Annotated in this window: 25 protein-coding genes; 14 read left to right on the top strand and 11 right to left on the bottom strand. The window is 61.4% G+C overall.

The genetic code is table 11. From position 1 onward, the window contains the following. Positions 1 to 99 precede the first annotated feature (99 nt). Positions 100 to 936, top strand: coding sequence for an LpxI family protein (locus AC1DON_RS16070; RefSeq protein ID WP_476935819.1), 837 nt, complete (start codon positions 100 to 102; stop codon positions 934 to 936). Beyond that, a complete protein-coding gene (gene lpxB / locus AC1DON_RS16065; protein WP_476935818.1) occupies positions 923 to 2,125 on the top strand; it encodes a lipid-A-disaccharide synthase in 1,203 nt (400 codons plus the stop codon). The genes AC1DON_RS16070 and lpxB overlap by 14 nt, the downstream gene beginning before the upstream one ends. Here the strand turns inward: lpxB and AC1DON_RS16060 are convergent. From AC1DON_RS16060 to gltX, 4 genes are all read right to left on the bottom strand, one after another. Next, positions 2,098 to 2,499 (bottom strand): hypothetical protein, encoded by a 402-nt coding sequence (locus AC1DON_RS16060; RefSeq protein ID WP_476935817.1) that lies wholly within the window; start codon positions 2,497 to 2,499, stop codon positions 2,098 to 2,100. The two genes, lpxB and AC1DON_RS16060, sit on opposite strands and share 28 nt — an antisense overlap. A gap of 14 nt (positions 2,500 to 2,513) precedes the next feature. Then, a complete protein-coding gene (locus tag AC1DON_RS16055) occupies positions 2,514 to 3,170 on the bottom strand; it encodes a hypothetical protein (RefSeq protein WP_476935816.1) in 657 nt (218 codons plus the stop codon). 340 nt (positions 3,171 to 3,510) lie between these two features. Beyond that, a complete protein-coding gene (gene gltA, locus AC1DON_RS16050; RefSeq protein ID WP_476935815.1) occupies positions 3,511 to 4,800 on the bottom strand; it encodes a citrate synthase in 1,290 nt (429 codons plus the stop codon). A gap of 74 nt (positions 4,801 to 4,874) precedes the next feature. Then, positions 4,875 to 6,290, bottom strand: coding sequence for a glutamate--tRNA ligase (gltX, locus tag AC1DON_RS16045; RefSeq protein WP_476935814.1), 1,416 nt, complete (start codon positions 6,288 to 6,290; stop codon positions 4,875 to 4,877). 163 nt (positions 6,291 to 6,453) lie between these two features. On the opposite strand from gltX, the gene AC1DON_RS16040 reads away from it, so the two are divergent. After that, positions 6,454 to 8,562: a ComEC/Rec2 family competence protein gene (locus AC1DON_RS16040; RefSeq protein ID WP_476935813.1), complete on the top strand. Its 2,109-nt coding sequence runs from the start codon at positions 6,454 to 6,456 to the stop codon at positions 8,560 to 8,562. Here AC1DON_RS16040 and lexA read toward each other — a convergent pair. From lexA to AC1DON_RS16020, 4 genes are all read right to left on the bottom strand, one after another. Then, complete coding sequence (lexA, locus tag AC1DON_RS16035; RefSeq protein WP_476935812.1) at positions 8,553 to 9,251, bottom strand: transcriptional repressor LexA; 699 nt, start codon at positions 9,249 to 9,251, stop codon at positions 8,553 to 8,555. The genes AC1DON_RS16040 and lexA overlap by 10 nt on opposite strands. 181 nt (positions 9,252 to 9,432) lie before the next feature. Beyond that, positions 9,433 to 10,230 carry an indole-3-glycerol phosphate synthase TrpC gene (trpC, locus tag AC1DON_RS16030; protein ID WP_476935874.1) on the bottom strand — a complete coding sequence of 266 codons (798 nt, stop codon included), beginning with the start codon at positions 10,228 to 10,230 and terminating at the stop codon, positions 9,433 to 9,435. Then, positions 10,227 to 11,243, bottom strand: coding sequence for an anthranilate phosphoribosyltransferase (gene trpD, locus AC1DON_RS16025; RefSeq protein ID WP_476935811.1), 1,017 nt, complete (start codon positions 11,241 to 11,243; stop codon positions 10,227 to 10,229). Before trpD ends, trpC begins: the two co-directional genes overlap by 4 nt. Beyond that, positions 11,236 to 11,829 carry an anthranilate synthase component II gene (locus AC1DON_RS16020; RefSeq protein ID WP_476935810.1) on the bottom strand — a complete coding sequence of 198 codons (594 nt, stop codon included), beginning with the start codon at positions 11,827 to 11,829 and terminating at the stop codon, positions 11,236 to 11,238. Before AC1DON_RS16020 ends, trpD begins: the two co-directional genes overlap by 8 nt. A gap of 192 nt (positions 11,830 to 12,021) precedes the next feature. On the opposite strand from AC1DON_RS16020, the gene AC1DON_RS16015 reads away from it, so the two are divergent. Continuing rightward, positions 12,022 to 12,309: a hypothetical protein gene (locus tag AC1DON_RS16015; RefSeq protein ID WP_476935809.1), complete on the top strand. Its 288-nt coding sequence runs from the start codon at positions 12,022 to 12,024 to the stop codon at positions 12,307 to 12,309. A 3-nt stretch (positions 12,310 to 12,312) separates the two neighbouring features. Here AC1DON_RS16015 and trpE read toward each other — a convergent pair whose 3' ends face one another. Continuing rightward, positions 12,313 to 13,758, bottom strand: coding sequence for an anthranilate synthase component I (gene trpE / locus AC1DON_RS16010; RefSeq protein ID WP_476935873.1), 1,446 nt, complete (start codon positions 13,756 to 13,758; stop codon positions 12,313 to 12,315). 95 nt (positions 13,759 to 13,853) lie between these two features. After that, the gene (locus AC1DON_RS16005; RefSeq protein WP_476935808.1) at positions 13,854 to 15,800 is read right to left on the bottom strand and encodes a peptidylprolyl isomerase; all 1,947 of its coding nucleotides are present in this window, start codon (positions 15,798 to 15,800) and stop codon (positions 13,854 to 13,856) included. A gap of 281 nt (positions 15,801 to 16,081) precedes the next feature. On the opposite strand from AC1DON_RS16005, the gene tpiA reads away from it, so the two are divergent. The 9 genes from tpiA (at position 16,082) to AC1DON_RS15960 (ending at position 23,669) form a co-directional block, all read left to right on the top strand. After that, positions 16,082 to 16,834 (top strand): triose-phosphate isomerase, encoded by a 753-nt coding sequence (gene tpiA, locus AC1DON_RS16000; RefSeq protein WP_476935807.1) that lies wholly within the window; start codon positions 16,082 to 16,084, stop codon positions 16,832 to 16,834. A gap of 184 nt (positions 16,835 to 17,018) precedes the next feature. Continuing rightward, complete coding sequence (gene secG / locus AC1DON_RS15995) at positions 17,019 to 17,582, top strand: preprotein translocase subunit SecG (protein WP_476935806.1); 564 nt, start codon at positions 17,019 to 17,021, stop codon at positions 17,580 to 17,582. Between the two features lie 120 nt (positions 17,583 to 17,702). Beyond that, positions 17,703 to 19,340 (top strand): CTP synthase, encoded by a 1,638-nt coding sequence (locus tag AC1DON_RS15990; protein WP_476935805.1) that lies wholly within the window; start codon positions 17,703 to 17,705, stop codon positions 19,338 to 19,340. Continuing rightward, positions 19,337 to 20,401 carry a hypothetical protein gene (locus tag AC1DON_RS15985; protein ID WP_476935804.1) on the top strand — a complete coding sequence of 355 codons (1,065 nt, stop codon included), beginning with the start codon at positions 19,337 to 19,339 and terminating at the stop codon, positions 20,399 to 20,401. Before AC1DON_RS15990 ends, AC1DON_RS15985 begins: the two co-directional genes overlap by 4 nt. Before the next feature lie 94 nt (positions 20,402 to 20,495). Further along, the gene (locus AC1DON_RS15980) at positions 20,496 to 20,879 is read left to right on the top strand and encodes a RidA family protein (RefSeq protein WP_476935803.1); all 384 of its coding nucleotides are present in this window, start codon (positions 20,496 to 20,498) and stop codon (positions 20,877 to 20,879) included. 58 nt (positions 20,880 to 20,937) lie between these two features. Then, positions 20,938 to 21,423 carry a hypothetical protein gene (locus tag AC1DON_RS15975; protein WP_476935802.1) on the top strand — a complete coding sequence of 162 codons (486 nt, stop codon included), beginning with the start codon at positions 20,938 to 20,940 and terminating at the stop codon, positions 21,421 to 21,423. A gap of 163 nt (positions 21,424 to 21,586) precedes the next feature. Then, entirely contained in the window at positions 21,587 to 21,769 is a 183-nt protein-coding gene (gene rpmF / locus AC1DON_RS15970) for a 50S ribosomal protein L32 (RefSeq protein ID WP_476935801.1), read from the top strand. 113 nt (positions 21,770 to 21,882) lie between these two features. Continuing rightward, a complete protein-coding gene (locus tag AC1DON_RS15965) occupies positions 21,883 to 22,266 on the top strand; it encodes a BlaI/MecI/CopY family transcriptional regulator (RefSeq protein WP_476935800.1) in 384 nt (127 codons plus the stop codon). Then, positions 22,263 to 23,669: a M23/M56 family metallopeptidase gene (locus AC1DON_RS15960; RefSeq protein ID WP_476935799.1), complete on the top strand. Its 1,407-nt coding sequence runs from the start codon at positions 22,263 to 22,265 to the stop codon at positions 23,667 to 23,669. The genes AC1DON_RS15965 and AC1DON_RS15960 overlap by 4 nt, the downstream gene beginning before the upstream one ends. A 35-nt stretch (positions 23,670 to 23,704) precedes the next feature. Here the strand turns inward: AC1DON_RS15960 and AC1DON_RS15955 are convergent, their stop codons facing one another. Continuing rightward, positions 23,705 to 23,947, bottom strand: a complete 243-nt coding sequence (locus tag AC1DON_RS15955) for a hypothetical protein (RefSeq protein ID WP_476935798.1) — start codon at positions 23,945 to 23,947, stop codon at positions 23,705 to 23,707. A 68-nt stretch (positions 23,948 to 24,015) separates the two neighbouring features. On the opposite strand from AC1DON_RS15955, the gene AC1DON_RS15950 reads away from it, so the two are divergent. Continuing rightward, the gene (locus tag AC1DON_RS15950; protein WP_476935797.1) at positions 24,016 to 24,645 is read left to right on the top strand and encodes an HAD hydrolase-like protein; all 630 of its coding nucleotides are present in this window, start codon (positions 24,016 to 24,018) and stop codon (positions 24,643 to 24,645) included. Positions 24,646 to 24,647 lie beyond the last annotated feature (2 nt).

Raw genomic sequence — 24,647 nt, 5'->3', positions numbered from 1 at the left:
TAATTCTTTCCGATGATAGGCCCTAGAAGGGCCTTTCATTGGAAAGAACTCATAGATTTGTGGGGTCGCGGACCCCACGCCCCATAAGTCGAAAGCGCCATGACCAACGCCACCAAACTCGCCCTTATCGCCGGCGGCGGCCAGCTCCCGGTCGAAGTCGCCGACTACACCGCACGCACCGGCCGCCCCTACACAGTCGTCCGTATCGAAGGCCTGTCCGACGAAGCGCTGAACGCCCATCCCGGCCACACCCTCGGTCTCGGCGACTTCGCCAAGCTGTTCGAAATCCTCGTCACCGAACAGTGCAAGGCCGTAACCATGTGCGGCTATGTCCAGCGTCCTGACTTCAATACCTTCGACCAGGGCGCCGCCAACACCCAGGCCCTGTCTTCGATCCAGCAGGCCGGGCGGGGCGGGGACGACTCCCTACTGCGCCAGGTCGCCAAGGTCATCGCTGCCCAAGGCTTCCACATCGAAGGGGCCCACGAAGCCAATCCTGACCTTCTGATCGCTGGTGGTTTGCAAGCTGGTCCTGATCCGTCGCCCGAGGCTATGGAAGACGCCCAGGAAGCCTTGCGGATTGCAAGCGCCATTGGCGGGCTGGATATCGGCCAGGCTGTTGTCGTCGCCGGCCGCGTCACCCTGGCCGTCGAAGCCCAGGAGGGCACGCAAAACCTGCTTCGCCGCATCCCAACCTTGCCGGGCAACATCCGTGGCTCGCTTGCACAGCGCAAAGGGGTTTTGGCCAAGCTGCCCAAGCCGATTCAGGACCTCCGCCTCGATATGCCGACCATCGGGGTTTCCACAGTTGAAGATGCCTCGGCCGCTGGCCTATGCGGTATTGTCGGCCGCAAGGACCACCTTTTGATCGTCGACAAGCCCGCCGTCTTCGCCAAGGCTGCAGAACTGGGACTGTTTATCTATGGTCTCGACTGACTCCATTGCAAAGCGCAAGCTGATGCTGGTTGCCGCCGAAGCGTCCGGCGATATGCTGGGCGCCGGGCTTATGACGCAGCTGCGCGCGCAGGCCCCGCACATCGACTGGCAATTTGTCGGTGTCGGTGGCGCCCGTATGGCAGAGCAAGGCGTTCAAAGCCCCTTTGATATCGCCCAATTGTCGATCCTCGGCCTTGTCGAAGGCCTGAAGGCCCTGCCAAGGGTCAATGCGCGCGTCAAGGACACGGTCGCCCTGGCGCAGCGCGAACAACCCGATGCCGTCGTCCTGATTGACTCCTGGGGCTTTACGCTGCGCGCCGCTCAGGCGATCCGCAAGGCTATGCCGAATGTGCCCCTGATCAAATATGTCGGGCCTCAGGTCTGGGCAGCGCGTCCCGGCCGCGCCAAAACATTGGCGCAATCGGTCGATTTCCTGATGGCGCTGCATCCCATGGACCCGCCGTTCTTCGAAGCGCATGGCCTCAAAACCGTCGTTGTCGGCAATCCGGCACTGCACCTCGACTTCTCATCGGCTGATCCGATTGCGTTTCGCAAGTCAATTGGGCTGACGCCGGATGCGTCGATGCTGCTGGTCCTGCCGGGAAGCCGGCCGGCTGAAATCCGTCATATGATGCCGGTCTTCGCCGAAGTCATGACCCGCTTGCATGCCGCCAGGCCGAGTGTGACTTTCGTTATGCCAGTGGCTGATACTGTCCGCGAACGCGTGCTTGAGGCAGTCAAAAATTTGCCCATACCCATCCGATTGATCGACAGCGAAGCTGATAAGCTGTCGGCCATGCAGACGGCGACCCTGGCGCTTGCATGTTCCGGTACGGTCTCGACCGAGTTGGCCCTGGCCGGCTGCCCGATGGTGATTGCCTACAAGTTGGAACCGCTGACACACTGGATCTACACGCGCATCATGACGCTGAAGCACGTCACCATGTTCAACATCATGGCTGATAAACGCATCGCACCGGAATTCATTCAGGATGAGTGCACGCCCGACAACCTGATGAAGGCAGTGACCGAACGGCTGGATAACAAGGCCTTGCGCGAACAGCAGATCGCCGAGCAGTTCACCGCGCTCGATATCCTTGGCCGAGGCCAGCGCCCGACCGCAGAACGCGCCGCCGAGGCTGTTCTGGACTTCCTGAAGGTTCAGCCTTCCGGCGTGCAGCGCCAGTAGTTGGCCGAGCGTCCATTCGCGTAGGTCCAGGTCAGATTCTGTCCGTTTTCCGACAGAACAAGCTCGCTCCAGTGCCGCCCTGTATAATCGCTGCCCGGCGTCGAATCCGCTGTCTGTTCGCCGTAGTCGTCACTTTGCACCCGCACGTGACCCGGCCCGAGCACCCGAATATCGCGAAAGACGCTGGAATCTTCCCACTGGTCGGCGCTGTGTTCATCGATCCGCACATCGCTGCCGCCGGAACTGCATGCGCGAGGCGTCTCATTCCACTCACCGCGAAACTCAGCGGGAATAGACGCTATCTTTTCCGAGACGCCAGGTGCGGTGGCGCAGCCGCCCAGGCCCAGGGTAATGGCGCACACGGCGGATATCATGCAGCGCCGAATCATCAGTCAGCGCCTATCAGACTGCGCATAAAGCCCGCATTGAGTTCGGGCATGGCGATCAGGTGCGAGGCGAAGTAGATAACGGCTTCCCGGCCATCGGCTTCCGACACCGGTACGGTCATTGTCCCTTCAGCGCGCGCCGTGCCCTTGACGTCGACCCGGCCGACGGGCTTGCCGTCGCGCGTGATCAGATAACCGTCGACGATACGGCTGATCGAGCGCGAAGCATCGAAAGTGGTCGGAACCGCTTCGTAGACCACGCCCTTGTATGTCATCCGGGCCTTGATTTTGGCGTACTTGCCGTCGCTCCGGTCCTTGTCGACCGAAACGCTCATCATGTCGCTGGCCTTGACGCTGGTTTCGCCGACCGGAGGTACGGCGACTTCCAGCGCGTAGTCTGAGGGGCTGGTGTTGTCCGTCTCGCAGGCATAAAGCGCGCCTGATGCCGTTGAGCTGACCAGGCCGAATAATGAGGTCTGCGTTTCGGAGCCGATCTGGCACTTGCCGGCCAGAAGCGCGGTCTGATCGCCGCGCGTAAAGCGATATTCGACCGTGACCTTGTACTTCATCTTGCTCAACATCATGCCGCCGGCGCGGCCGGTAGAGGTCAGCTTGGCGTAGAAGTTGTAGCCGCCTGCCGAGAGCGCATCCCACATCATGCCGGGCTTACCTTGCGCCTTGCCCGTGGCGAAGGTTTCGACAGGAACGCTGAATGACGCATCCGCGGCGACTGCGGGAGTGACGACAGCCAGCGCCAGTGCGCCGGACGCGAACGCGGTTCAGATCAGATTATGCATGGTGTTTTCCCCTGACCGGCGAACTCTGTCCTCATCGTTCGCGCGCCGATAACAGTGTTAACCCAAGTGCATTCTGGCTGCAAGCGGAGCGTCAATCCGCCAGTTCCAGAACCGTTTCGTCCGCTTCGGCGGGCAGCCATAGTCAACCGGCACAAAAAAGCCCGCTCGAACTGAGCGGGCTTTTCCGTAAGTGTCGTGGCTATCAGCCGCGGCCGGACAGTGGCACATAGTCGCGTTGCGCCGAACCGGTGTAGAGCTGACGCGGACGGCCGATCTTCTGCGAAGGATCCTCGATCATTTCTTTCCACTGGGCGATCCAGCCCACGGTGCGCGCCAGAGCGAACAGCACGGTGAACATGGTCGTCGGGAAGCCCATAGCCGACAGGGTGATGCCCGAATAGAAGTCGACGTTCGGGAACAGCTTGCGCTCCACGAAATATTCGTCGTTCAGCGCGATCTGCTCCAGTTCCTTGGCGACCTGCAGCAGCGGATCGTTCGGATCGCCGACAGCGGCCAGGACTTCGTCGGCCGACTGCTTCATGACAGTCGCGCGCGGGTCGTAGTTCTTGTAGACGCGGTGGCCGAAGCCCATCAGGCGGTACTTCTTGTCCTTAACACCCTGGACGTACTCCTTGATGTTTTCGGGCTTGCCGATTTCCTTCAGCATGTTGAGGGCCTCTTCGTTGGCGCCGCCATGCGACGGGCCCCACAGGCAGGCGATGCCGGCGGCGATACAGGCGAACGGATTGGCGCCCGACGAACCGGCCAGGCGGACGGTCGAGGTCGAAGCGTTCTGTTCGTGGTCAGCGTGCAGGATGAAGATGCGGTCCATCGCCTTGACCAGGACCGGATCGACGACATAGTCCTCGGCCGGGACGGCAAAGCACATGCGCAGGAAGTTGGCCGAATAGCTGAGGTCGTTGCGCGGGTGTACGAAGGGCTGGCCGACGCTGTATTTAAAGGCGCGGGCGGCAATCGTCGGCATCTTGGCGATCAGGCGGTGCGCCGAGATCTCGCGCTGCTTCAGATCGTGGATGTCCAGGCTGTCGTGGTAGAAGGCTGACAGAGCGCCGACGGCGCCGGTCATGATGGCCATCGGGTGGGCGTCGCGACGGAAGCCGGAGAAGAAGCGGTCGAACTGCTCATGCAGCATGGTGTGGCGCGTAATGTTGCGCTCGAACACCTCGAACTCCGAGGCGCTGGGCAGTTCGCCGTGCAGCAGCAGGTAGCAGGTTTCAAGGAAGCTCGACTTTTCAGCCAGTTGGCCGATCGGATAACCGCGGTGCAGCAGCACGCCCTTATCGCCGTCGATGAAGGTGATCTTGCTTTCGCAGCTGGCGGTCGAGGTAAAGCCCGGATCGTAGGTGAACGCGTCAGTTTCCGCATACAGCTTACGGATATCGATGACGTCGGGTCCCAATGTGCCCTTTTGGACCGGCAGGTCAACCGCCTTGCCGCCGACGTTGAGGTTGGCAGATGTATTCTGGGTCATGTTACGCTCACCCCTTGATGTTTGTGTGCGACGCAACCGAAATCGCGTTCGCGACTGCTATATAAAGTCGCGGATCAAATGAAAAGAGCCGCGTTCAAACGATTGAGGGTTTCGGCCTGTCCAAGGCTTGTCAAAACCTTCGAAATGTCCGGCGCGGGCATGCCGGGAGACAGGACGCCTCTTAAAGCAGGACCTATCTTTCCGAAGCCAATACCTTCATTTTCAATGAATTTCTTCAGCCCGACATCCGTCGCTTCGACCGACCAGTCGGCCCATGCGCTCACACTGTCGTGAAACCGCAACAGTCGCTGACGGGTTTCGTCATTCAGCAGGGTTTTGGTCTTTTCGTCCAGTTCGTGCGGGCCTTTGGCAAGCGCGAACTGGACGGCGTCCGCCAGCTGAATCAGCGTCTGGGCGCGTTCCTTGACCAGCGGCACGGTGCGGCCGAGAATTTCGCGCGTTTCCGGCGTGTCCACACCGACCTGGCCCCGATGATGCAGGGTCTTGATCGTCAGGTCGATCAGGCGGCTTTCATCGCTGGCGCGGATCCAGTGGGCGTTGACCGAGCCCAGCTTGGCGAAGTCGAGTCGCGATGGTGCGCGGTTGATGTCCTTGATGTCAAACCACTCTATCGCCTGCGCATCATCGAAAATCTCATCATCGCCGTGCGACCAGCCAAGTCGCGTCAGGTAGTTGCGCATGGCTTCGGGCAGGTAGCCCAAGTCCTGATAGTCGCCGACTGCCTGGGCGCCATGACGCTTCGACAGCTTGGCGCCGTCCGCGCCGTGAATCAGCGGGATGTGGGCGAAGGTCGGTACGTCCCAGCCAAGCGCCATGTAGATCAGGCTCTGGCGGGCGGCATTGTTGAGGTGGTCGTCACCGCGAATAATATGGGTGATTCCCATGTCATGGTCGTCGACGACGACGGCCAGGTTGTAGGTCGGCGTGCCATCGGACCGCAGCAGCACCAGGTCGTCCATGTCCTTGGTGTTGAAGGTGACGTCGCCCTGCACCGCGTCGCGCACGATCAAAGGCTCGTCCAGCGGCCCCTTGAAGCGGATGACGTGCGGCTCTTCGAGCTGTGCCGCCGTCGGCGTCTTCTCGCGCCAGGTCGAGCGCAGGGCGTGGCCTGCCTCACGGGCTTCTTCGCGGGCCATGTCGGTATCTTCGGCGGACATGAAGCAGTGATAAGCGCGGCCATTGGCCAGCAGGGCATCGACGGCCTTTTTGTGGTGCTTTTCGCGGGCAGCTTGAAAGACAACCGTGTCGTCGGGCTTCAGGCCCAGCCAGTCGAGACCTTCGAAAATAGCGTCGACGGCTTCGCGCGTCGAGCGTTCACGATCGGTGTCCTCGACGCGGATCAGGAACTTGCCGCCGGTGTGGCGGGCATAGAGCCAGTTGAACAGAGCGGTGCGGGCGCCGCCGATGTGCAGATAACCGGTCGGCGAGGGGGCAAAGCGGGTGACAACTTGCGAAGAGGCGTCAGGCATGGTCAGGTCTACTTAGGGTATGGAAGCGATTTGGCGCTCCTTATAGCGGTCTTTGCCGTAACCCAAAGCATTTTTGACAGGGCAGGGTTTGGTGGTTTTAGGGGGAGACTGGGCGGCGAAGATAACCGATGTAGCCACTTGGCGTGAGCGCTGTGCGGATGCCGTGTCGCGCCAACGCGGTCGGCTGTTCCTGTGGTTGCCAGTGGCCTTCGGATTTGGCGCGGCAGGGTATCTCAGCCTGCCGGTTGAACTGCATCTGGCATGGTTTCTGGCGGCAGCCGTAGTATCGGCTATTGCGTGGTGGATTAGCCGGCTGCGTGGGCCGCAAGCCTTGAACGGCTTGCTGTTGGCTTTGGCCTTAGTCTTTGCGGGTGCACTTGTCTGTAAACTGAGGGCGGAACACGTCGCGGCGCCAGTCCTGCCTTCGGACCGCAGCGAATACAATGTCACTGCCGTGGTGGTCGATGTGGTCTCGGGCTCGACGGATTCACCGCGGCTGATGCTGGCGCCGGTGAGCCTGCGCGGGTTGACGACGGAACAGATGCCGCTACGGCTAAGAGTGACGCTCAGACCCGGCATGATCGAGGCCTATGATATCAAACCCGGCGATACGATCTCGGCTTTCGCCATCCTTAATCCGCCGCCGTCGCCCTTGATTCCCGGCGGCTACGACTTTGCCCGCACCGCCTATTTTCAAGGCATTGGCGGCGTCGGCTTTATCCCGGGCGAGCCGCGCGTCTTAGCTGATCAAGACTATGGCTGGCGTCTGGAGGCGGCCGCCGGCCTGAACCGGCTGCGCTGGACCCTGACGCGCAGCATCGTGGATGACATCAAGCCCGCCTATCGTGATGGGCCGGAGCTTGGCGGCTTTGCGGCCGCACTGGTGACCGGGCATCAGGCCTTCGTGCCGCAGAGCCTGATCGATGAGATGCGCGATTCCGGACTGGCGCATATCCTGTCGATATCCGGCGTGCACATGGCTGTCGTCGGCGGGTTCGTCTTCTTTGCCCTGCGCTGGTGCATGGCGGCGGTACCGTGGCTGGCCTTGCGCGTGCCGGTCAAGAAAGTCGCTGCGGCCATAAGTATCGTTGCCGTCGCGCTATATCTGGCGATTTCCGGTACGCCGGCGCCTGCCGTGCGTGCAGCCGTCGTGGCCTGGGTTGCGTTTGCAGCTATCCTGCTCGACCGCCGCGCCTTGAGCCTGCGCGCGCTGGCTATTGCCGCCTTTATCGTCATACTGCTAACGCCCGAGGCGGTCATTCAACCGGGCTTTCAGATGTCGTTCTGCGCCACGGCAGCGCTTCTGGCGCTCAGCGAAGCGCACCAGGCGCCGATCCGCGAGATCAGCGTGCCGTGGTGGGTGAGGGCGTTCCAGAAGGCTGTGCAAGGGCTGTGGTTGTCGATCCTGCTGTCGCTCGTGGCAACGCTGGCGACCACGCCGTTCTCGATTGCCTATTTCAACCGCTTTTCGGTCTACGGACTGTTGTCCAATTTATTCGAAGCGCCGATCACGACCTTTATCGTCATGCCGGGCCTGGCGATCGGGGCGGTATTAAGCGGGACGCCTCTGGGGCCTTTGGCCTTACGGATAGCTGCCGGTGGATTGTGGCTGATTGCCCGTGTCGCTGAGTGGACAGCCGGCCTCAAAGGCGCGGTTATCACCTGGCCTGGCGCGCCGGACTTCGTGCTGGTCATTTCGTTCGTAGGGCTGATTTGGGTATGTTTAGTGCGGGGCAGGGCACGCTGGTTTGGCGTTGCGGCGGGGCTGGCAATTATCTACTGGCCGCGACTGCCAGCGCCCGATATCTGGATCGATCCGCAAGGCGGAAACGCGGCCATTCACGATGGCGATGACGCCTATCTGCTCCGGCCCAAGGTCCGCCGCGCCGGTTATGAGTACTGGTCAAGGCGCTATGGCTTTGACATGCTGGACCAAAACGGGCGTGACAGGGACTACGAATGTGCGGGTTATGCCTGCACGCCCTGGCCCGATGCGCGCCTGCGCGTCGGCTTCTGGTTCAGCAATAAGCCGCCCAACCAGCTCACCTTGACAACGCTTTGTTTGAACAGCGATCTTGTCATCTTGCGCAGCCCCGTCGGCGACTGGCCGGCCGACTGCTCGGATGTTAACCGCATCAGCGCGGGCGACTTCCGCCGTCTCGGCGCCATCGAACTGACGCGCAAAGACGGCGAGTGGCACCTGAAGGCGGCGCAGCCATTACGCGGCAACCGCCCATGGACAAAGTCTTCCGATGCAGAAGATCAGTGGTAACGGCGCATTAGGCCAACCAGCTTGCCTTGCACGGCGACTTCATCGGCATTGTAAATGCGGGTCTTGTAAGCCGGATTGGCGGCTTCCAAAGCGATCGAAGCCCCCTTCTTGCGCAGGCGCTTGAGCGTCGCCGTATCGCCTTCGACGAGCGCCACAACAATCTCGCCTGACTGGGCCGTGTCGGTCTTCTTGATAACAACATAGTCGCCATCGAGAATACCGGCGTTGATCATCGAATCGCCTTCGATTTCAAGCATATAGTGCTCGCCGGCGCCCAGCATGACTTCCGGCACGCGCAGACGGTCGCGCTCCTGGCCCATGGCCTCGATCGGCACGCCGGCGGCGATCTTGCCCAGCAGAGGCAGTTCGCGGGTGTCGTCGTTGACGGGGCGCAGGGCGTCGGGCGCACGCTTGCTTTCAACCACTTGCGGCACAAAGGTCTGGCGGCCACGTGGCGGGGCGGAGGTCGTCGCCTGGTCAGGCAGCTTGATGACTTCGAGGGCACGGGCGCGATGCGCCAGGCGACGAATAAAGCCGCGCTCTTCCAAAGCGGTGATCAGCCGGTGAATGCCGGACTTGGATGCCAGGTCCAGCGCCTCTTTCATCTCATCGAACGAAGGCGACACGCCGCCTTCCTTGATGCGCTCATGGATGAACATGAGGAGTTCGCGTTGTTTGGTCGTCAGCATGGTTCGAGCACCTGTCGGGTAGGACCTGTTTTCGCCGCATGACACCATGCAGCGGTGAACAAGTCATGAACTTGTGCTTCGTGTTCTGTGTGTGTTCTCGTGAATTGTCAAGAGGCGAAGTTTTCGGCGCGATATGTCAAACAGTGTACAACGGCTTTTGACGAAATATCGCGACCCAAAATTAGGCTTCCGGACCGAGCAGAGTTCTAGTGGCGGCGGTGACATCCGCCTGACGCATCAGGCTTTCGCCAACCAGCATGGCGGTGGCGCCGGTCGCCTCAAGACGCACGACGTCTTCGACGGTGAAAATGCCGCTTTCGGCGACGAGAACGTGGTCGGGGCCGGTCATCTTCGACAGGTCTTCGGTTGTCGTCAGGCTGACGCTGAAATCCCTGAGATTACGGTTGTTTATGCCGATCAGCTTTGAAGATAGCTTAAGCGCGCGTTCCATTTCAGCCGCGTCGTGGACCTCTACGAGAGCGTCCATGCGGTAGGAATGCGCAGCCGCAATCAGGTCTGCCGCCAGCGAATTATCGATCATCGCCATGATGACCAGGATGGCGTCGGCACCGATGGCACGTGATTCGGTGACCTGCCACGTATCGACCAGAAAGTCCTTGCGGATACACGGCAAGGAGACCGCACTGCGGGCCGCCTGGAAATGGCTTTCGTGGCCCATGAAGCTGGGATTGTCAGTCAGGATCGACAGGCACGATGCGCCGCCGTTTTCATAGCATTTCGCCAGGAACGGTGGATCGAAGTCCTCGCGAATCAGGCCCTTCGACGGGCTGGCCTTCTTGACCTCGGCGATCAGGGACAGTGACCCTGTGCGCTTGCCGGTGACCAGCGCATTCATAAAGCCACGAGGTGTGCCGGCATCGACCGCGCGGCTTTCCAGCTCGGCAACTGTCACGCCGGTACGGCGCGCGCTGACTTCCTCACGCTTATAAGCGGCGATCGATTCCAGGATGTCCATCAGGCGGCCTTGGTCGTAGCAATGAGGGTATCGAGCGCCTTGCGGGCGCGGCCATCGTCAATGACGGCTTCGCCGAGTTCTATGCCTTCGCGCAGGGTTTCGACGCGGTCGGCGACCAGAAACGCCGCAGCGGCATTCAGCAGCACGATGTCGCGATAGGCGCTTCTGCGGCCATCCAGCAAATCTTTGAGCTCTGAAGCATTGTGGTCGGGGGTGCCGCCGGTGATATCGGCAAGCGCCGCACGTGGCAGGCCGACGGCTTCGGGCGTGATTCGGAACAGGCGAATCTTGCCGTCCGCCCATTCGGCGACCTCGGTTTCACCGGTCGTCGTCAGCTCATCGAGCCCTGCACCATGTACCGCCCAGGCGCGTGTCGCGCCCAATGCCCCCAGGGCCTGGGCGATCGGCTCGACAAAGCGCGGCGAGGGGACGCCAACCACCTGGCGGCGGGCGCCGGCGGGGTTGCTGAGTGGGCCCAACAGGTTGAAAATGGTGCGAAAGCCCAATTGCTGACGGATCGGCGAGACGTGCTTCATGGCGCCGTGGTGCGCCTGGGCGAACAGGAAGCAGATGCCGGCGTCGTCCAGCGCCTTACGCTGTTGTTCCAGCGTCGCTTCGATATTGACGCCCAGGGCCGCCAGCACGTCGGCCGTGCCGGATTTCGAAGTGATGGCGCGGTTGCCGTGCTTGGCGACCTTGCAGCCACCACCGGCCGCGACAAAACCCACGGCCGTCGAAATATTCAGCGTGTGCAGCCCATCGCCGCCCGTGCCGCAGACATCGATGACGTCATAAGGGTGGTCGAGATGGATGGCGGCCTTGCGCATGGCGCGGGCGCAGGCCGCGATTTCGCCGACCGTCTCACCGCGCAGCTTGATGGCGGTGACGGCCGCCGCGACCTGGGCCGGGGTGGGCTCACCGCGCAGGCAGGCGGCGAAAAAGGCTTCGGCGTCGTCGCCATCGAGCGTTGCACCATCGGCCAGACGCGCCAGTAAGGGTTTGAAAGCGTCAGACATAGAGGTTCTGGCTCTTGATGCCGGCCAGTTCGAGGAAGTTGGCCAGAAGCTGGTGGCCGCCCTCGGTAGCGATCGATTCGGGGTGGAACTGGACGCCGTGGATCGGACGCGTCTTGTGCTGGACACCCATGATTTCGCCGTCTTCGGTCCACGCGGTCACTTCCAAATCGTCCGGCAAGGTCTCGCGCTTGATCGCCAGAGAGTGATAACGTGTTGCCGTAAATGGGTTCGGCAAGTCCTTGAAAATACCGACATTGTTGTGATGAATCTGGCTGGTCTTGCCGTGCATCAGGGCCTTGGCGCGAATTACATCGCCGCCATAGGCCTGGCCGATCGACTGATGACCCAGGCAGACGCCCAGGACCGGCATGTCTTCGGGGGCAGCGCGCAGCAGCGGCAGGCAGATGCCGGCCTGGTCGGGTGCGCACGGACCGGGCGACAGCAGGATGGCATTGGGCGCCAGCGCCAGCGCGTCCTGAACGCTCAGGGCGTCATTGCGGTACACCTTCGTCTCCGCGCCCAGCTCGGCGAGGTAATGGACGAGGTTGTAGGTAAAGCTGTCGTAATTATCGATGACCAGAATCATGTGCGCCTCCGCGAAGCGCGTCCGGTGGAAATCGAGAGCACGCAAAGCCTTTGTTTATTTAAGCAATGCGGCGTCCATTTCCAAGCCATAAGATTTACAGACCAGAGTTAAGATTGGTTAACGCTTTGATGGTTGATTGGCTGCCACGACAGATACGATTCGACGACGGTACGCATGACGCAGATAAACGAGATGACCGCAGACCTGGACGACCGCGATGCACGCCTGTCCGAAGCGCTCGGCCTGTTGAGTCCATCGAGCCAACGGTCGCGTCACGGTCTGTTGTCGCTGGCGGCGATTACCGGTCTGGCGGTGTCGGGCACGCTGCTGGTCACGCTTCTCAGTGGCCATGAAGAATCGAAAAAGCCGTTGAAAGTGAGCGCCGTACCTGCGACAGCTTCCGCAGACTTTGAACTATCTGCGTCGCCGTCACACGTCGAGCCCGTAAGTGAAGCGGTGCTGATCGCCACCGAGCGCTGAAGGCTAGTTGTTGGCTTTGTAGTCGTAGCGCCAGGCATCCTGAGCGGCCCGGATAAGTGCGCCGGCCTTGTGGCAGGTTTCTTCGTATTCCATCTGGGGCACACTGTCGGCGACGACACCGGCACCGGCCTGGACGTAGATGTTGCGATCCTTGAACAGGGCCGTGCGCAGGACGATGCAGACGTCGACGCTGCCATTCGAAGAGATATAACCCGCACCGCCGCCGTAACCGACGCCACGCTTGACCTGTTCCAGCTCATCGATGATTTCCATCGCGCGAACCTTTGGCGCGCCCGACAGCGTGCCCGCCGGCAGTGCCGCCAGCAGCGCATCGACCGGATCGAGCGTTTCTGGCGCATCGCCTTCGACGTTCGAGACGATGTGCATGACATGGCTGTAACGTTCGATGATGAACTTCTCGGTGACGCGGACGCTGGCCGGCTTGGCGACGCGGCCGACATCGTTGCGGCCGAGATCGAGCAGCATCAGGTGTTCCGACAGCTCCTTAGGGTCCGCCAGCAGTTCCTTTTCAAGCGCGCGGTCCTGTTCGACCGTCTTGCCGCGCGGACGCGTGCCGGCGATCGGCCGGATGGTCAGCTTGCCGTCGCGGATACGCACCAGGATTTCCGGGCTGGAACCGGCCATCTGGAAGTCGCCGAAGTTCAGGTAGAACAGGTAGGGCGAGGGGTTGTGACGGCGCAGCGAACGGTAGAAGGCAAAAGGATCGAGCGGATAGGGCGCTTCGAAGCGGTGGCTGAGCACGACCTGGAAGATGTCGCCGGCGCGGATATATTCCTTGGCGCTGTCGACGATATTGCCGAAATCGAGCGGCGAGGTCGGCGATGACAGCGCTTGTTGTGCATGGTCGCGCGGCGCCGGCTGGGCGCTGAGCGGCACGCGCAGGCCATCTTCGACGGCGTCAAGGCGCGCCAACGCTGCGCTGTAGGCGTCCTGGGCCGACAGTTCCGACGGCCATACCGGGCTGGCCAGCAGGATTTCGTGGGCGACATTATCAAAGACGCAGACCACGGATGGGCGCACGACGACGGCGTCCGGCAGATTGAGCGGGTCGGGGTTGGCTTCACCCAACGGCTCGAACAGGCGAATCATGTCGTAGCCGAAGACGCCGAAGACGCCCGAAACCATGGGCGGCAGGCCTTCGGGGATATCCATCCTGTTGGCGGACACGAAGGCACGCAGCGATTCGAGTGTAGGCTTGTCTTCAGCCACATAGGTTTCGGTCGCGATGCCCTCACCGGTGGCCAGTTCCGCCTTGTCGCCAAAGCAGCGCCAGACCAGGTCCGGATTGAGCGTAATGATCGAATAGCGGCCCGACAGTGCGCCGCCCTCGACCGACTCGAACAGGAAGCTGAATGGACGCTGGCGGCCGAGCTTAAGGTACGCCGAAACCGGCGTTTCAAGGTCGTCGATCAGGGTGCGCCAGACGATCGACGGCTTGCGGGCAGCGTACTGGGTCTCAAAGGCGCTTTTGACGTCTTCCGGTGAGGGGGGAGCGCCACGCGCTGCTACGGAAGGCGATGCGGTCACGACTTCTTTTCATCCTTGGCTTTGGCGTCCTTGGCGTCGGCTTCGGGCGGATTGACGCCCAGAGCGCGGACCGCGGTGTCCGGATAGGTCCGCGTCTTGACAGCGCCGCGCGCAGCGGTGCGGGCCAGGCCAACGACGTCCTGAGCGATCGACATGCCCATGCGGGTTTTCAGACCGGCGGCGCTGGTATTGGCGTCGGCGGGTTGCGCCTGATGGACGGCGTCAAGACGGCCGACCAGGATCACGCCCTGCTGAAGCGGCGCGTGAAAGGTTCCGCCCGGCTTGGCATTGAAGACCTGACCGGTGATCGCCGGCGGGACCTGATGCGCGCCGCCCGAACGGTCGACGCCCTTTTCGGTCTGAAGCGGGCTGCCGGCTTCGGCCGCCAGCGTCGTCAGGGATTCACCCTTGCCGAGGCGCTCAGCCAGGGCTTCTGCTTTTTCCTCGATGGCAGCGGCGGCCTTCTGGGCGCGCCAGGCACCGATCAGCTGCGGCTTGACGGATTCGATCGGTGGCGCCGCGGCTGGCTTCACAGTCTTCAGGTTGACGACGAAATACTGGCCCTGGCCGGCTTCCTGAACGTCCGATGTGCTGCCGGGTTGCAGGTCGTAAATCGCCTTCACGATATTGGGGAAGCGCGAATAATCCTCACCCTGCGTCATGCCTTGCGGCGTCATGATATTGCCCTGGGCGTTCATCCACGGCAGGTCCTTGACCGCCAGACCCAGCTTCTGGGCACTGGCGTGGAAGTCGTCGCCGGCGGCCAGCGCATCGGCCAGCTTGTGCGAGGCGTCATTCAGCTTGTTGGCTGCGGCTTCGCGCTTCAGGTCTTCGACGATCTGACCGCGCATGCTCTCGAAAGACGGCGTGGCGCCGGCGTGGATGTCGCCCATGCGCAGGACAGCGATGCCGAGTTCACCCTGGACCGGACCCGAGACGTCGCCGGTTTTCATGGCGAAGGCAGCGTCGGCAATCTTGGCGTCGGGCACGGCAGTCTTGGCCTGGCGGTCAAGGCGCAGCAGCGTGCCCTTGTTGGCCTTGGCAACAACGTCGGGCGCCTGGCCGGCCTTCAGCGCCGCCGAGATGGCGTTGGCGGCCTTGGCGTCGGGGGCCGTGATCTGGACGAAGCTGCGGGTTTCCGGCGTGCGGGCGGTTTCGAGACGAGCCTCATAGGCCTTGCGGACCTCGTCGTCGCTGACCGAAACGCCCGGGATGAATTGCTCGACGCTGAGGACGACGATCGAGGCCTGGCGCAGTTCCGGCATGGTCAGGCGCGCCAGGTTTTCCTGGTAGAAGGCGCCGATTTCGGCGTCGGTCGGCATGGCCGGCTCGGCGATGCTTCTTGCGGTGACATAGAAGTAGCTGAAATCGCGCGTCTGCATCGAGAAGGCCGCTTCGGCGGTCGAGAAGATGCGCGGCGCCTGGAAGCCGGCGAGGGCGCCGGTGACGAATTGCTGGCCAGCCAGCTGGTCGGCGACGTCGCGCTCGAACATCTTCTGGTCGATCTGGACGCGGGCCAGGGCCTGCTTATAGGTTTCGCTGTCGAACTTGCCGGTCGCCGAGTTGAAGAACTGCGGCGTCTTGGCCAACTGATCGACGATCAGCTTGGCCGACGGCTTGATGCGCAGGCTGTCGAGCCAGGCGCCCAGCGACTGCTGGTCAGCCAATTGTTCGATCATGGCCGTGTGCGCGCCCTGGGCCACGAACTCTTCGTTCGTGAAGGACTGGCCGTTGCGCTCCTGGGCCCACTGCTGCTTGTTCGTTTCGAAGATCTGCTTGAAATCTCCGGCGGAAACGACACGTTTGCCGGCTTCGACGACATTGGTCGCAGATTGGCCCTTGAAGGCGTCGCTCATGCCAAAGATAGCGAAGGACAGGATCAGCAGGCCCATGAGGCCGATAAAGACCCATGACTTGGTGAACTGGCGGAAAAGGCTGATCATTCGAATTGTGTCCGGTGTCGTTATATCGGCATTTAAACCTACGTGACCGGTTCATACGGCACGATCAAGGCAGATTCAAAGAAAAATTGCGGGCGTGGACTCAAGGTGCGGCCTTTTTCTGTTGGCGACGGGGCAACTTTCTGTTGGCCATGCAGCCATGGGCGGTCTATGTTTTGCACTGCGTCATGAACTTGTGCCCGCGTTAGAGACCGGCAAGATCGATTGCTGGCGGGGCGGAACGGGCGATGACGCACAAACATCACATAACAACAAAGACTTAAATGCCACATCGTCATCTTATTGCGGCGAACTGGAAGATGAATGGCCTGAAGAGCCAGATCCCCGTTGCCCAGGCTATCGCGGCCGAAAGCCGAAAATACCAGGCGCGTGTCGCCCTGTTTCCGCCCTATACCCTCTTGCCGCTGCTGGCGGACGCCCTGCAAGGGACAGGCGTCATCCTCGGTGGCCAGGACTGCCATCACGCCGATATCGGCGCCTATACAGGCGATATCTGCGCAGCCATGCTGAAAGACTGCGGCGCCGACATGGTCCTGCTGGGCCACAGCGAACGACGCCATGGCCACCTGGAGCCGTGCGCTCTGGTGGCGCGCAAGGCGATCGCAGCGTTGAAGGCCGGGCTTGAGCCGGTCATCTGCATCGGCGAGACGCTGGAGCAGCGCCGTCAGGGGCTGACTGCCCAGGTGTTGTCGCGCCAACTGACCGACAGCCTGCCGGAGGAACTGAAGACCGAGCGCTTCCATGTCTCCTATGAGCCCGTCTGGGCGATCGGAAGCGGGCTGGTGGCGACGGATCAGCAAATTCTTGAAGCTTTTGCCTTAATCCGGTCCTTCCTGAGTTCGCGCTTTAACTGCGTGCATGAACCGCAGCTGCTTTATGGCGGTTCGGTCAAGGCATCCAACGCTGAAGGCGTCCTGGCGATCGAAGGTGTAACGGGCGCCCTGGTCGGCGGCGCGTCGCTGAAGGTCGAGGACTTCATGCCGATCGTGGCAGCGGCGGATAAGGCGCCGGTGTAATTGCTTTTGGCATGACGCTGACACCGGTTGTCCTCTTGCAATTATCCCGGCACGTCATAAATGGAGGGGGCAAACCGGATTCGCCTATGGTCATCCATGGCCAAGGGTGCTAAGGGCGTGCAACTTTCACGGACGCGTCCGCGATCCGTATCCCTGGCTGTGACCTAAAGACAAAAAAGCACATATGTTACTTGGCATCCTCCTGACCGTTCAGATTATCATCAGTCTCATTATCATCGTTCTGGTGCTCATCCAGCGTTCCGAAGGCGGTGCGCTTGGCATGGGCGGCGGTCCGTCGGGCTTTATGTCGGCGCGTGGCGCGGGCAACCTGCTGACCAAGGCGACGAGCATCATGGGGCTCCTGTTCTTCGTGAACTGCATCGGCATGACCGTCGTCGGGAACTATGCCAGCCGCCCGTCGTCGGCGGTTGATTCGGTCGATACCTCCAGCCTGATCCTGCCGGGCACGCCGCAGACCGCAAATTCGGGCCAGGCGCCCGCCGCAGCAACATCTTCGAGCGCCGCGCCATCGCTGAACGACCTGCCGCTGAGCGGCCCGGTCGCTGCGCCGGTTCCCGCCGCACCGCAGGCCGCGGCATCGCGTACCGCAACGGCGTCCCAGCGTCCTGTGGCCCTTCCGGCGCCGCTGTCGTCGTCGGCATCGTCGCAGGCGCCACGCGTGGGCAGTATCTTCGCCAACTCGTCGTCGTCGGCCGCGCCGGCCTCGACTACGCCGACCCAGCCGTAGTCAAGACGATAAAGACAGCTTCAGCGGCTCACTCACAGGTGAGCCGCTTTTGTTTGGGCAGTTTGTAAACGATGATGCGCGCGAATCGCCGTATCATGAGACTTTCAGGATTACGCCGTCATGGCCCGTTATGTATTTATCACCGGTGGGGTGGTCTCTTCGCTTGGCAAGGGGCTCGCCTCGGCGGCTCTCGGTGCGTTGCTGCAGGCACGCGGCTACAAGGTTCGCCTGCGCAAGCTCGACCCTTATCTGAACGTCGATCCGGGTACGATGAGCCCGTACCAGCACGGCGAAGTCTTTGTCACCGATGATGGCGCCGAAACCGACCTCGACCTCGGCCACTATGAGCGCTTTACCGGCGTCAGCGCCAGCAAGGCCGACAACATCACCACCGGTCGCATCTATTCGAACATCATCGAGAAGGAACGCCGCGGCGACTATCTGGGCGCGACGGTGCAGGTAGTTCCGCACGTCACCACCGAGATCAAGAACTTCGTTCTGGCCGACGCCGGCGACGCGGACTTCGTGCTGGTCGAAATCGGCGGCACGGTCGGTGATATCGAAGGCCTGCCGTTCTTCGAAGCGATTCGCCAACTGGGCCAGGAACTGCCGCGTCGCGAGACCTGCTTTATCCATCTGACGCTCTTGCCCTTCGTCAAGACAGCCGGCGAGATGAAGACCAAGCCAACCCAGCACTCGGTCAAGGAACTGCGCAGCATCGGCATCCAGCCCGACATTCTGCTGTGCCGCTGCGAGCAGGAGATCCCGGTCGAGGAACGCCGCAAGATTGGCCTGTTCTGTAATGTCCGTCCGTCGGCCGTTATCCAGGCGATGGATTCCGAGAACATCTACGCCGTGCCGATCGACTACCACCGTCAGGGCCTCGATACCGAGGTGCTCGATGTGTTTGGCATCGAACACGATGGTGGCGAGATCGACCTGGCGCAGTGGGAAGACCTGTCGCAACGCTATCAGCATCCCGACGGCGAAGTCCAGATCGCGGTTGTTGGCAAATATACGGTCTTAAAAGACGCCTATAAGTCTTTGATTGAAGCCATTCATCACGCTGGTATGGCCAACAATGTCCGCGTCAAGATCGACTGGGTCGAGGCCCAGACCTTCGAAGGCGATCCCGACGCCATCATCGAGCGTCTGGAAAACACCCACGCCATCCTGGTGCCGGGCGGCTTCGGTGAGCGCGGCGCCATGGGCAAGATCGCAGCGGCCAGGTTCGCCCGCGAAAACGAGATTCCGTATTTCGGCATTTGTTTCGGCATGCAGATGGCTGTTCTGGAAACGGCGCGCCACATGGCCGGGATCGAAAACGCTTCGTCGACCGAGTTCGGCCAGGAGGGTGAGCCCGTCGTTGGCCTGATGACCGAATGGCTGAACGGTAACGAACTGGAACAGCGCAAGGCCAATGGAAACCTGGGCGGCACGATGCGTCTGGGCGCATTCAACGCCAAGCTCGCCGAAGGCTCCAAGGTGGCGGAAATCTACGGCGGCACCGCCATCTCCGAACGCCACCGCCACCGCTATGAAGTCAACCGTGACTATATTCCGCAGCTCGAAGCCTGCGGGCTCAAATTCTCGGGCATGTCGCCGGACGGCTTGTTGCCGGAAATCGTCGAGCGTCCGGACCATCCGTGGTTCATCGGCGTCCAGTACCATCCGGAACTGAAGTCGCGCCCGTTTGCGCCGCACCCCCTGTTTAAGGGCTTCATCGCCGCCGCGATGGACCGCAGTCGCCTGGTGTGATCGCGCGCTATCCCGACGTCAAAGACGAGCGCGGATTGTCTGTGCTGCCGCCACTGGTGCAGCGCGGACTGGGCCGGGTGGGAGACGACGTTCACGCCGGGCGTATAAACATCGCCAATCTGGTAGCCGTCCTCGAAGGTCTGTCGCAGTTACCCCTCACGGCGGTTGTTCAGGCCAATCGCGAAATCCAGTTTCGGACCGGATTTTTTGGATACGAACGCCCCAGTTTCCTGACGTGGATTCACAAGGTTTTCCGTCGACAACCCGAGCAACTGTTGGCCAGGGTCGAAGGCCTGGCCTATATCTTCGTATCGCACGGCAGTGGCTATTTGCGTGAAGCGGCACTGAAGCGAATTACAGAGCCAATGCCCAGTGCATTTTTGTTTGCGCTGGTGGCCTACCAGTTAAACGACTGGGTACCGCAGGTTCGTAAAGCCGCCAGAAATTGCCTTCGCCGCGTCATGCCTTTGACCGACGCCGCGATAGTTGCGGAAGCCGCCATGTATCTGCTGCAATACCGCGACTTCTGGCAGCGAGGCGTGACGGAGATCGGAATTCTCGACACTGTTCTGACTGAGCCCCGTCTGCGGGAAGCGCTCGTCAGCCGCCTGATGGTGTTCTGCGACGGCGCACCAAACCGCACACTTGTTGCAGCGCTCAGATATCCGGAAGTCGATGTCTATCTGCCGGACCTGATGAGGGAAGCTGTGCATCCGGAAGTACGCGCCGTTGCGGCGAGAGCAGTTATTTCAGGCGTTGCGCGGTGGCCGAGAGGCACGGAACGCGCCTGGATCGACAAGTCGATGGGATCATTTCGTACGGTCATGGTTTTTGAAACGCGAGTGGTCAAAGGCGCAGGTGATATCGACAGCCATATCTTGCAGGCGGCCGGTGATCGGGCAGTTCAGGTCCGCAAGGTGGCGATGCAGGCCTTAATCGACGCAAAGGATTTGTGGGAGATCCGCAAGCCATTGATCGCAGAGATGGCCGGCGACCGGTCATCCGCCATCCGCGCGGGCATAGACTATATATTGCGTCATCGATCCGCAGATCAGCCCTAGCGATTTTTGCGAGATTGCGTGTGTAAGCCGTTGATCCTGCGAGCGCGACAGCGTAAGCGACGCGCATTCTTTTTGACTTCCAAGGATGCGCTTCATGCCCCGCCAATTGATTTCCTCCGGCTCTCCGTTCGAGGGCGAGATCGGTTTTTCCCGCGCCGTTCGCGTCGGCAACCGTATCGAAGTGTCGGGCACGGCGCCGATTCGCGACGGCAAGGTCGCCGGCACCGACGCCTATGAGCAGACGAAGGCGGCGCTCGAAATCATCATCAATGCGGTCGAGCAGGCCGGCGGCAAGGCGTCCGACATCGTACGCACGCGCATCTTCCTGACCGAAATGTCGACCTGGAAGGACGCCGCGCGCGCCCACGGCGAACTGTTCGGTGACATCCGCCCGGCGTCCAGCTTCCTTGGCACCAGCGCCCTGATCAACCCGGAATGGTTGGTCGAAATCGAGGCTTCTGCCCAGATCGAAGAGTAGTTTGCCGATCGAGCCGATCCGCGTTATTCTGGGGGCGCAAAACCCCGGGGGATTACGGATGAAGCTCAAGGACGATCTCGGCTTGGCCGCCCGCAGCCTGTATTTTATCATGGGTGTGGTGCTGGCGATCGCCACGGTGGCGGCGGCTTTCAACCAATGGCCGACCGTCATGACGGGCAAGGCATCGCCTCTGGGCTTTGCCCTGCTATTACTGATCGCCATGCCGCTGGCATTGTTTGTCGTTGTCTGGGCGGTTATTGGCCGCCATCGCGAATGGCGGATCGGCGAAGATCATATTCGCGTCCGCCTGCTGAGCCTGACGTCGTGGCAACGCGATTTTCGCATCCATCCGGAGCAGATCGAGGCCATCAACCGCCAGCAGTACAGCTATGATGACAAGCAGGGCCGTGTGTCGCATGCGATTACCGTCACTTTACGGGACGGCCGCACGCTCGAATCACCCCTGACCTTTGATGCCCATCAGGCCGATCAGGCGTGGCAGAAACTGAAAGGTCTTTGCAAACGCGGGCAGTTCAGCAGCTAATCAAGCAGAATATCGCGTTACAGGCGGCATTTCCTACTTGATCGCACAGGCGAGTTGAGGCATAAGCGCGCCTTCCTGACCAACCCTGTTGAGTCATACCCCTATTTTGTGCCTGAACGTCCGTGTGATGTTCGGCATTTGACCAGAAAGCAGAGAGACGGACATGGCCGTACCCAAGCGCAAAACCTCGCCCTCGCGTCGCAACATGCGTCGCTCGCATGACGCCCTGGGCACCAACCCGTACACGGAAGACAAGGACACCGGTGAGCTGCGTCGTTCGCACCACATCGACCTGAAGACCGGCATGTACAAGGGCCGCCAGGTCATTACGCCGAAGAACGACTAATTTCGTCGATCTTATCGGAATTTGAAACGCGGATCGCAAGGTCCGCGTTTTTTTGTTGCCAGGACATAATCTTTGTCACATACATGCGACGTGTGTCGCATTGCGGGGCGGTGATGATCAAGCCAAGTGACTATGAACTGAAACTGCTGCGGCATCTATGGCGGGAAGGGCGGTTAAGCGCCCGTGAGTTGCATGACGCCAGCGCCCCTGAGACCAACTGGTCCTACTCGGCAACGCGCAAGACGCTGGAACGCATGGTCGAGAAGGGGCTGGTCACGCTTGAAGCCGTTCATGGCCTGAACACCTATGTCGCCGCCCAGTCCAAGGTCGAGACACTGGCCGTGCTGGCCAGTGCCTTCGCACGCGACGTGCTGGATCTCGATGCACCGTTGCCGGCCGCGGCCTTTGCCGGCAGCAAGCTGGTGTCGCCCGGTGAGATCGCCGAACTCGAAACCCTGCTGAAGGACTTGTCGGCCAAGGCGGGAGACAAGTCATGATGGCAGGTTTGCTGGTTATCTTCGCTTTGCCACTCGTCTGGAGCGCGGTGCTCTGGCTGACGCGCCGGTTTGTCTTGCGTGCGCCGGGCGCACCCAATGACGCCCAGGAAAAGCGCGTCCTGTTGCTGATGCTGAGCCCGGTTCTACTGGGGATGGGCGTGCTTATGGTCGCGCGGCTGTTCGCTGTGCATGTGTCGCTGCCTCTACCCTTGGCGCCAATGGGCGATATCGATGGTGGCTTTATCGGTGAGGTCGCGCCAAGAGTCGCGGCGAAGCGGGATGCGATCAGCCCGTGGCCGATGGCGCCCATGATGCTTATGGCCGGCTATGTGGCCATTACGCTCGTCCTGGCGGTGCGTCTGCTGATCGCGTACACGCGTATCGCTTTGGTTTGTGCCTCCGCGACACCCGAGAGCCAACTGGGGCAAGGCGTGCGCGTTTCTGAGCGCACCGGCATTGCGCTGGCGTGGGGCAGGGCGACGGTCCTGCTGCCGAAGCGGCTCTTGCAGCACCTGTCAGTGACCCAGACCGAACTGATCATCCGCCATGAACGCGCGCATCTGACGCGTCGCGATCCGCTCTATTTCGCGGTGTTGTCGTGGCTGGATGTTTGTCTGTGGTTCAACCCGTTTGTCCGTGCCCAGACCCGGCGATGCCGGCTGGCGGCGGAACTCGATTGCGACGCCCGGGTAACTGGTGCTTCGCCCCATATGCGCGAGACCTATGCTGAAACTCTCATCATGGCGCTCAAGCATGCCGCTGGAAACGCACGGCAATGCGTCCCAGCGGCCTTCTCACCCGTAGAATCTGGAGATTACCGCATGAGAATTAGCGAAATTATGCACCCTCAGTCCAAGGCGCGCAAGACACGCCTGCTAATCGTGGCTGGCGCTGTCCTGCTGGCGCCCGTGGCACTGGCGCAACTGGCCTGGTCGCAGGGGCAGGCTGTGAAGTCTGTAGCCGTGGTTGCTGCCGCGGCGCCGGCGCCGGCGCCGGCGCGGGTCTTCACGGTCGTGCCGGTCGAGGGCCGGCTGAGCAGCGGCTACGGCATGCGGCTAAACCCGGTGACGCATGAGACATCGATGCACGAAGGTGTCGATATTGCCTCACCGATTGGCAAGCCCGTCCGTGCACCGGCGGGCGGCCGCGTCGTTCGCGCCGACCTGGCCGAGCCGTGGTTCGGCAAGGTGCTGGAGATCGACCATGGCAATGGCCTGGTGACCAATTACAAGCATCTCGGTGATTTCAAGGTGAAGGTCGGTGATACCGTCATGGCTGGCCAGGAGGTCGCCAAGTCGGGCAATACCGGCCGTTCCACCGGGCCTCACACCCATATTGGCCTTTATGAGAACGGCAAGGCGGTCGATCCGGCGGGACGGATACCGCTTCCTTCGGCAAACTAACCGGAAACGCGGGCCGTGCAGCCCGCGTTTTTGTTTCAGAATCCGGTGGATATGGCGGCGGCTGCGTCCGGCACCTTTTCCAGCTGCGAGCGCGGTACGGCTTCGACGGGGAAGCGGTCATCGTCCCATTTCACAAAGACACTGTCCGGACCGATATCGGTCGAGCCTTCGACCTGGATGTCGATCTCTTCGCGTTCAGGGGCAGTGACGACTGTTCCCAAGCCCTTTTCGGTGTGCTGGATACGGTCGTCATGCGCAAATGTTTCGGTTTCATTCATCGGCAACTCCTTGTATCCGCATGTTTTGCGAAGGCGCATAAGGGCGCAATGCCGAAGGATGAGGGGCTGTGACGTACAAACTGGTGATTTTCGATTTCGACGGCACGCTGGCCGATTCGTTTCCGTGGTTTCTCGACGTCTTCGACATCCTCGCCGAACGCTTCAAGTTCAGGAAGCTCGCCCGCTCGAACATTGAAGTCTTGCGGCGCATGGACAACAGGGAACTGCTCAGAGCCTTGGACGTGCCGATGTGGAAGGTGCCGGTGATCGGGGCACACGCCAAGGCCATGCAAGGCGAAAATCTCGACAAAATTAAGCTGTTTGACGGAATAGCCGATGTGCTGGATGAACTTTCCCGTCGCGATGTCGTCATAGCGGTCGTGACGTCAAACAGCCGGGAAAATGTCGAAAAGGTCCTCGGCCCTTCGGCGGCGAATATTCGTCACTATGAGTGCGGGGCGTCACTGTTCGGTAAGGCGGCGAAGTTTCGCGGCGCCATGAAGGCAGCGGGTGTAGGCCCCTCAGAGACGCTTTCGGTCGGCGATGAGGTCCGCGATATCGAAGCCGCGCGTGAATGCGGCATCGCCGCGGGCGCCGTCAGATGGGGTTATGCCGCGCCGGAACGGCTTGAGGCCGAGCGGCCGGATTTTGTGTTCAGCACAGCCGATGATATCCTGGCCGCTCTTAGTCGGACATGAGG

The organism is Asticcacaulis sp. P4_H10, from assembly GCF_056400965.1.
This window is presented reverse-complemented; position numbering and strand designations above follow the sequence as displayed.

Bases quoted from the DNA above. Each gene is read 5' to 3' on its own strand.
- AC1DON_RS16070 (WP_476935819.1), top strand. From the start codon at position 100: ATGACCAACGCCACCAAACTCGCCCTTATCGCCGGCGGCGGCCAGCTC.
- lpxB (WP_476935818.1), top strand. From the start codon at position 923: ATGGTCTCGACTGACTCCATTGCAAAGCGCAAGCTGATGCTGGTTGCC.
- AC1DON_RS16060 (WP_476935817.1), bottom strand. From the start codon at position 2,499: ATGATATCCGCCGTGTGCGCCATTACCCTGGGCCTGGGCGGCTGCGCC.
- AC1DON_RS16055 (WP_476935816.1), bottom strand. From the start codon at position 3,170: ATGATGTGGGATGCGCTCTCGGCAGGCGGCTACAACTTCTACGCCAAG.
- gltA (WP_476935815.1), bottom strand. From the start codon at position 4,800: ATGACCCAGAATACATCTGCCAACCTCAACGTCGGCGGCAAGGCGGTT.
- gltX (WP_476935814.1), bottom strand. From the start codon at position 6,290: ATGCCTGACGCCTCTTCGCAAGTTGTCACCCGCTTTGCCCCCTCGCCG.
- lexA (WP_476935812.1), bottom strand. From the start codon at position 9,251: ATGCTGACGACCAAACAACGCGAACTCCTCATGTTCATCCATGAGCGC.
- trpD (WP_476935811.1), bottom strand. From the start codon at position 11,243: ATGTCTGACGCTTTCAAACCCTTACTGGCGCGTCTGGCCGATGGTGCA.
- AC1DON_RS16020 (WP_476935810.1), bottom strand. From the start codon at position 11,829: ATGATTCTGGTCATCGATAATTACGACAGCTTTACCTACAACCTCGTC.
- AC1DON_RS16015 (WP_476935809.1), top strand. From the start codon at position 12,022: ATGACCGCAGACCTGGACGACCGCGATGCACGCCTGTCCGAAGCGCTC.
- AC1DON_RS16005 (WP_476935808.1), bottom strand. From the start codon at position 15,800: ATGATCAGCCTTTTCCGCCAGTTCACCAAGTCATGGGTCTTTATCGGC.
- tpiA (WP_476935807.1), top strand. From the start codon at position 16,082: ATGCCACATCGTCATCTTATTGCGGCGAACTGGAAGATGAATGGCCTG.
- secG (WP_476935806.1), top strand. From the start codon at position 17,019: ATGTTACTTGGCATCCTCCTGACCGTTCAGATTATCATCAGTCTCATT.
- AC1DON_RS15990 (WP_476935805.1), top strand. From the start codon at position 17,703: ATGGCCCGTTATGTATTTATCACCGGTGGGGTGGTCTCTTCGCTTGGC.
- AC1DON_RS15980 (WP_476935803.1), top strand. From the start codon at position 20,496: ATGCCCCGCCAATTGATTTCCTCCGGCTCTCCGTTCGAGGGCGAGATC.
- AC1DON_RS15975 (WP_476935802.1), top strand. From the start codon at position 20,938: ATGAAGCTCAAGGACGATCTCGGCTTGGCCGCCCGCAGCCTGTATTTT.
- rpmF (WP_476935801.1), top strand. From the start codon at position 21,587: ATGGCCGTACCCAAGCGCAAAACCTCGCCCTCGCGTCGCAACATGCGT.
- AC1DON_RS15965 (WP_476935800.1), top strand. From the start codon at position 21,883: ATGATCAAGCCAAGTGACTATGAACTGAAACTGCTGCGGCATCTATGG.
- AC1DON_RS15960 (WP_476935799.1), top strand. From the start codon at position 22,263: ATGATGGCAGGTTTGCTGGTTATCTTCGCTTTGCCACTCGTCTGGAGC.
- AC1DON_RS15955 (WP_476935798.1), bottom strand. From the start codon at position 23,947: ATGAATGAAACCGAAACATTTGCGCATGACGACCGTATCCAGCACACC.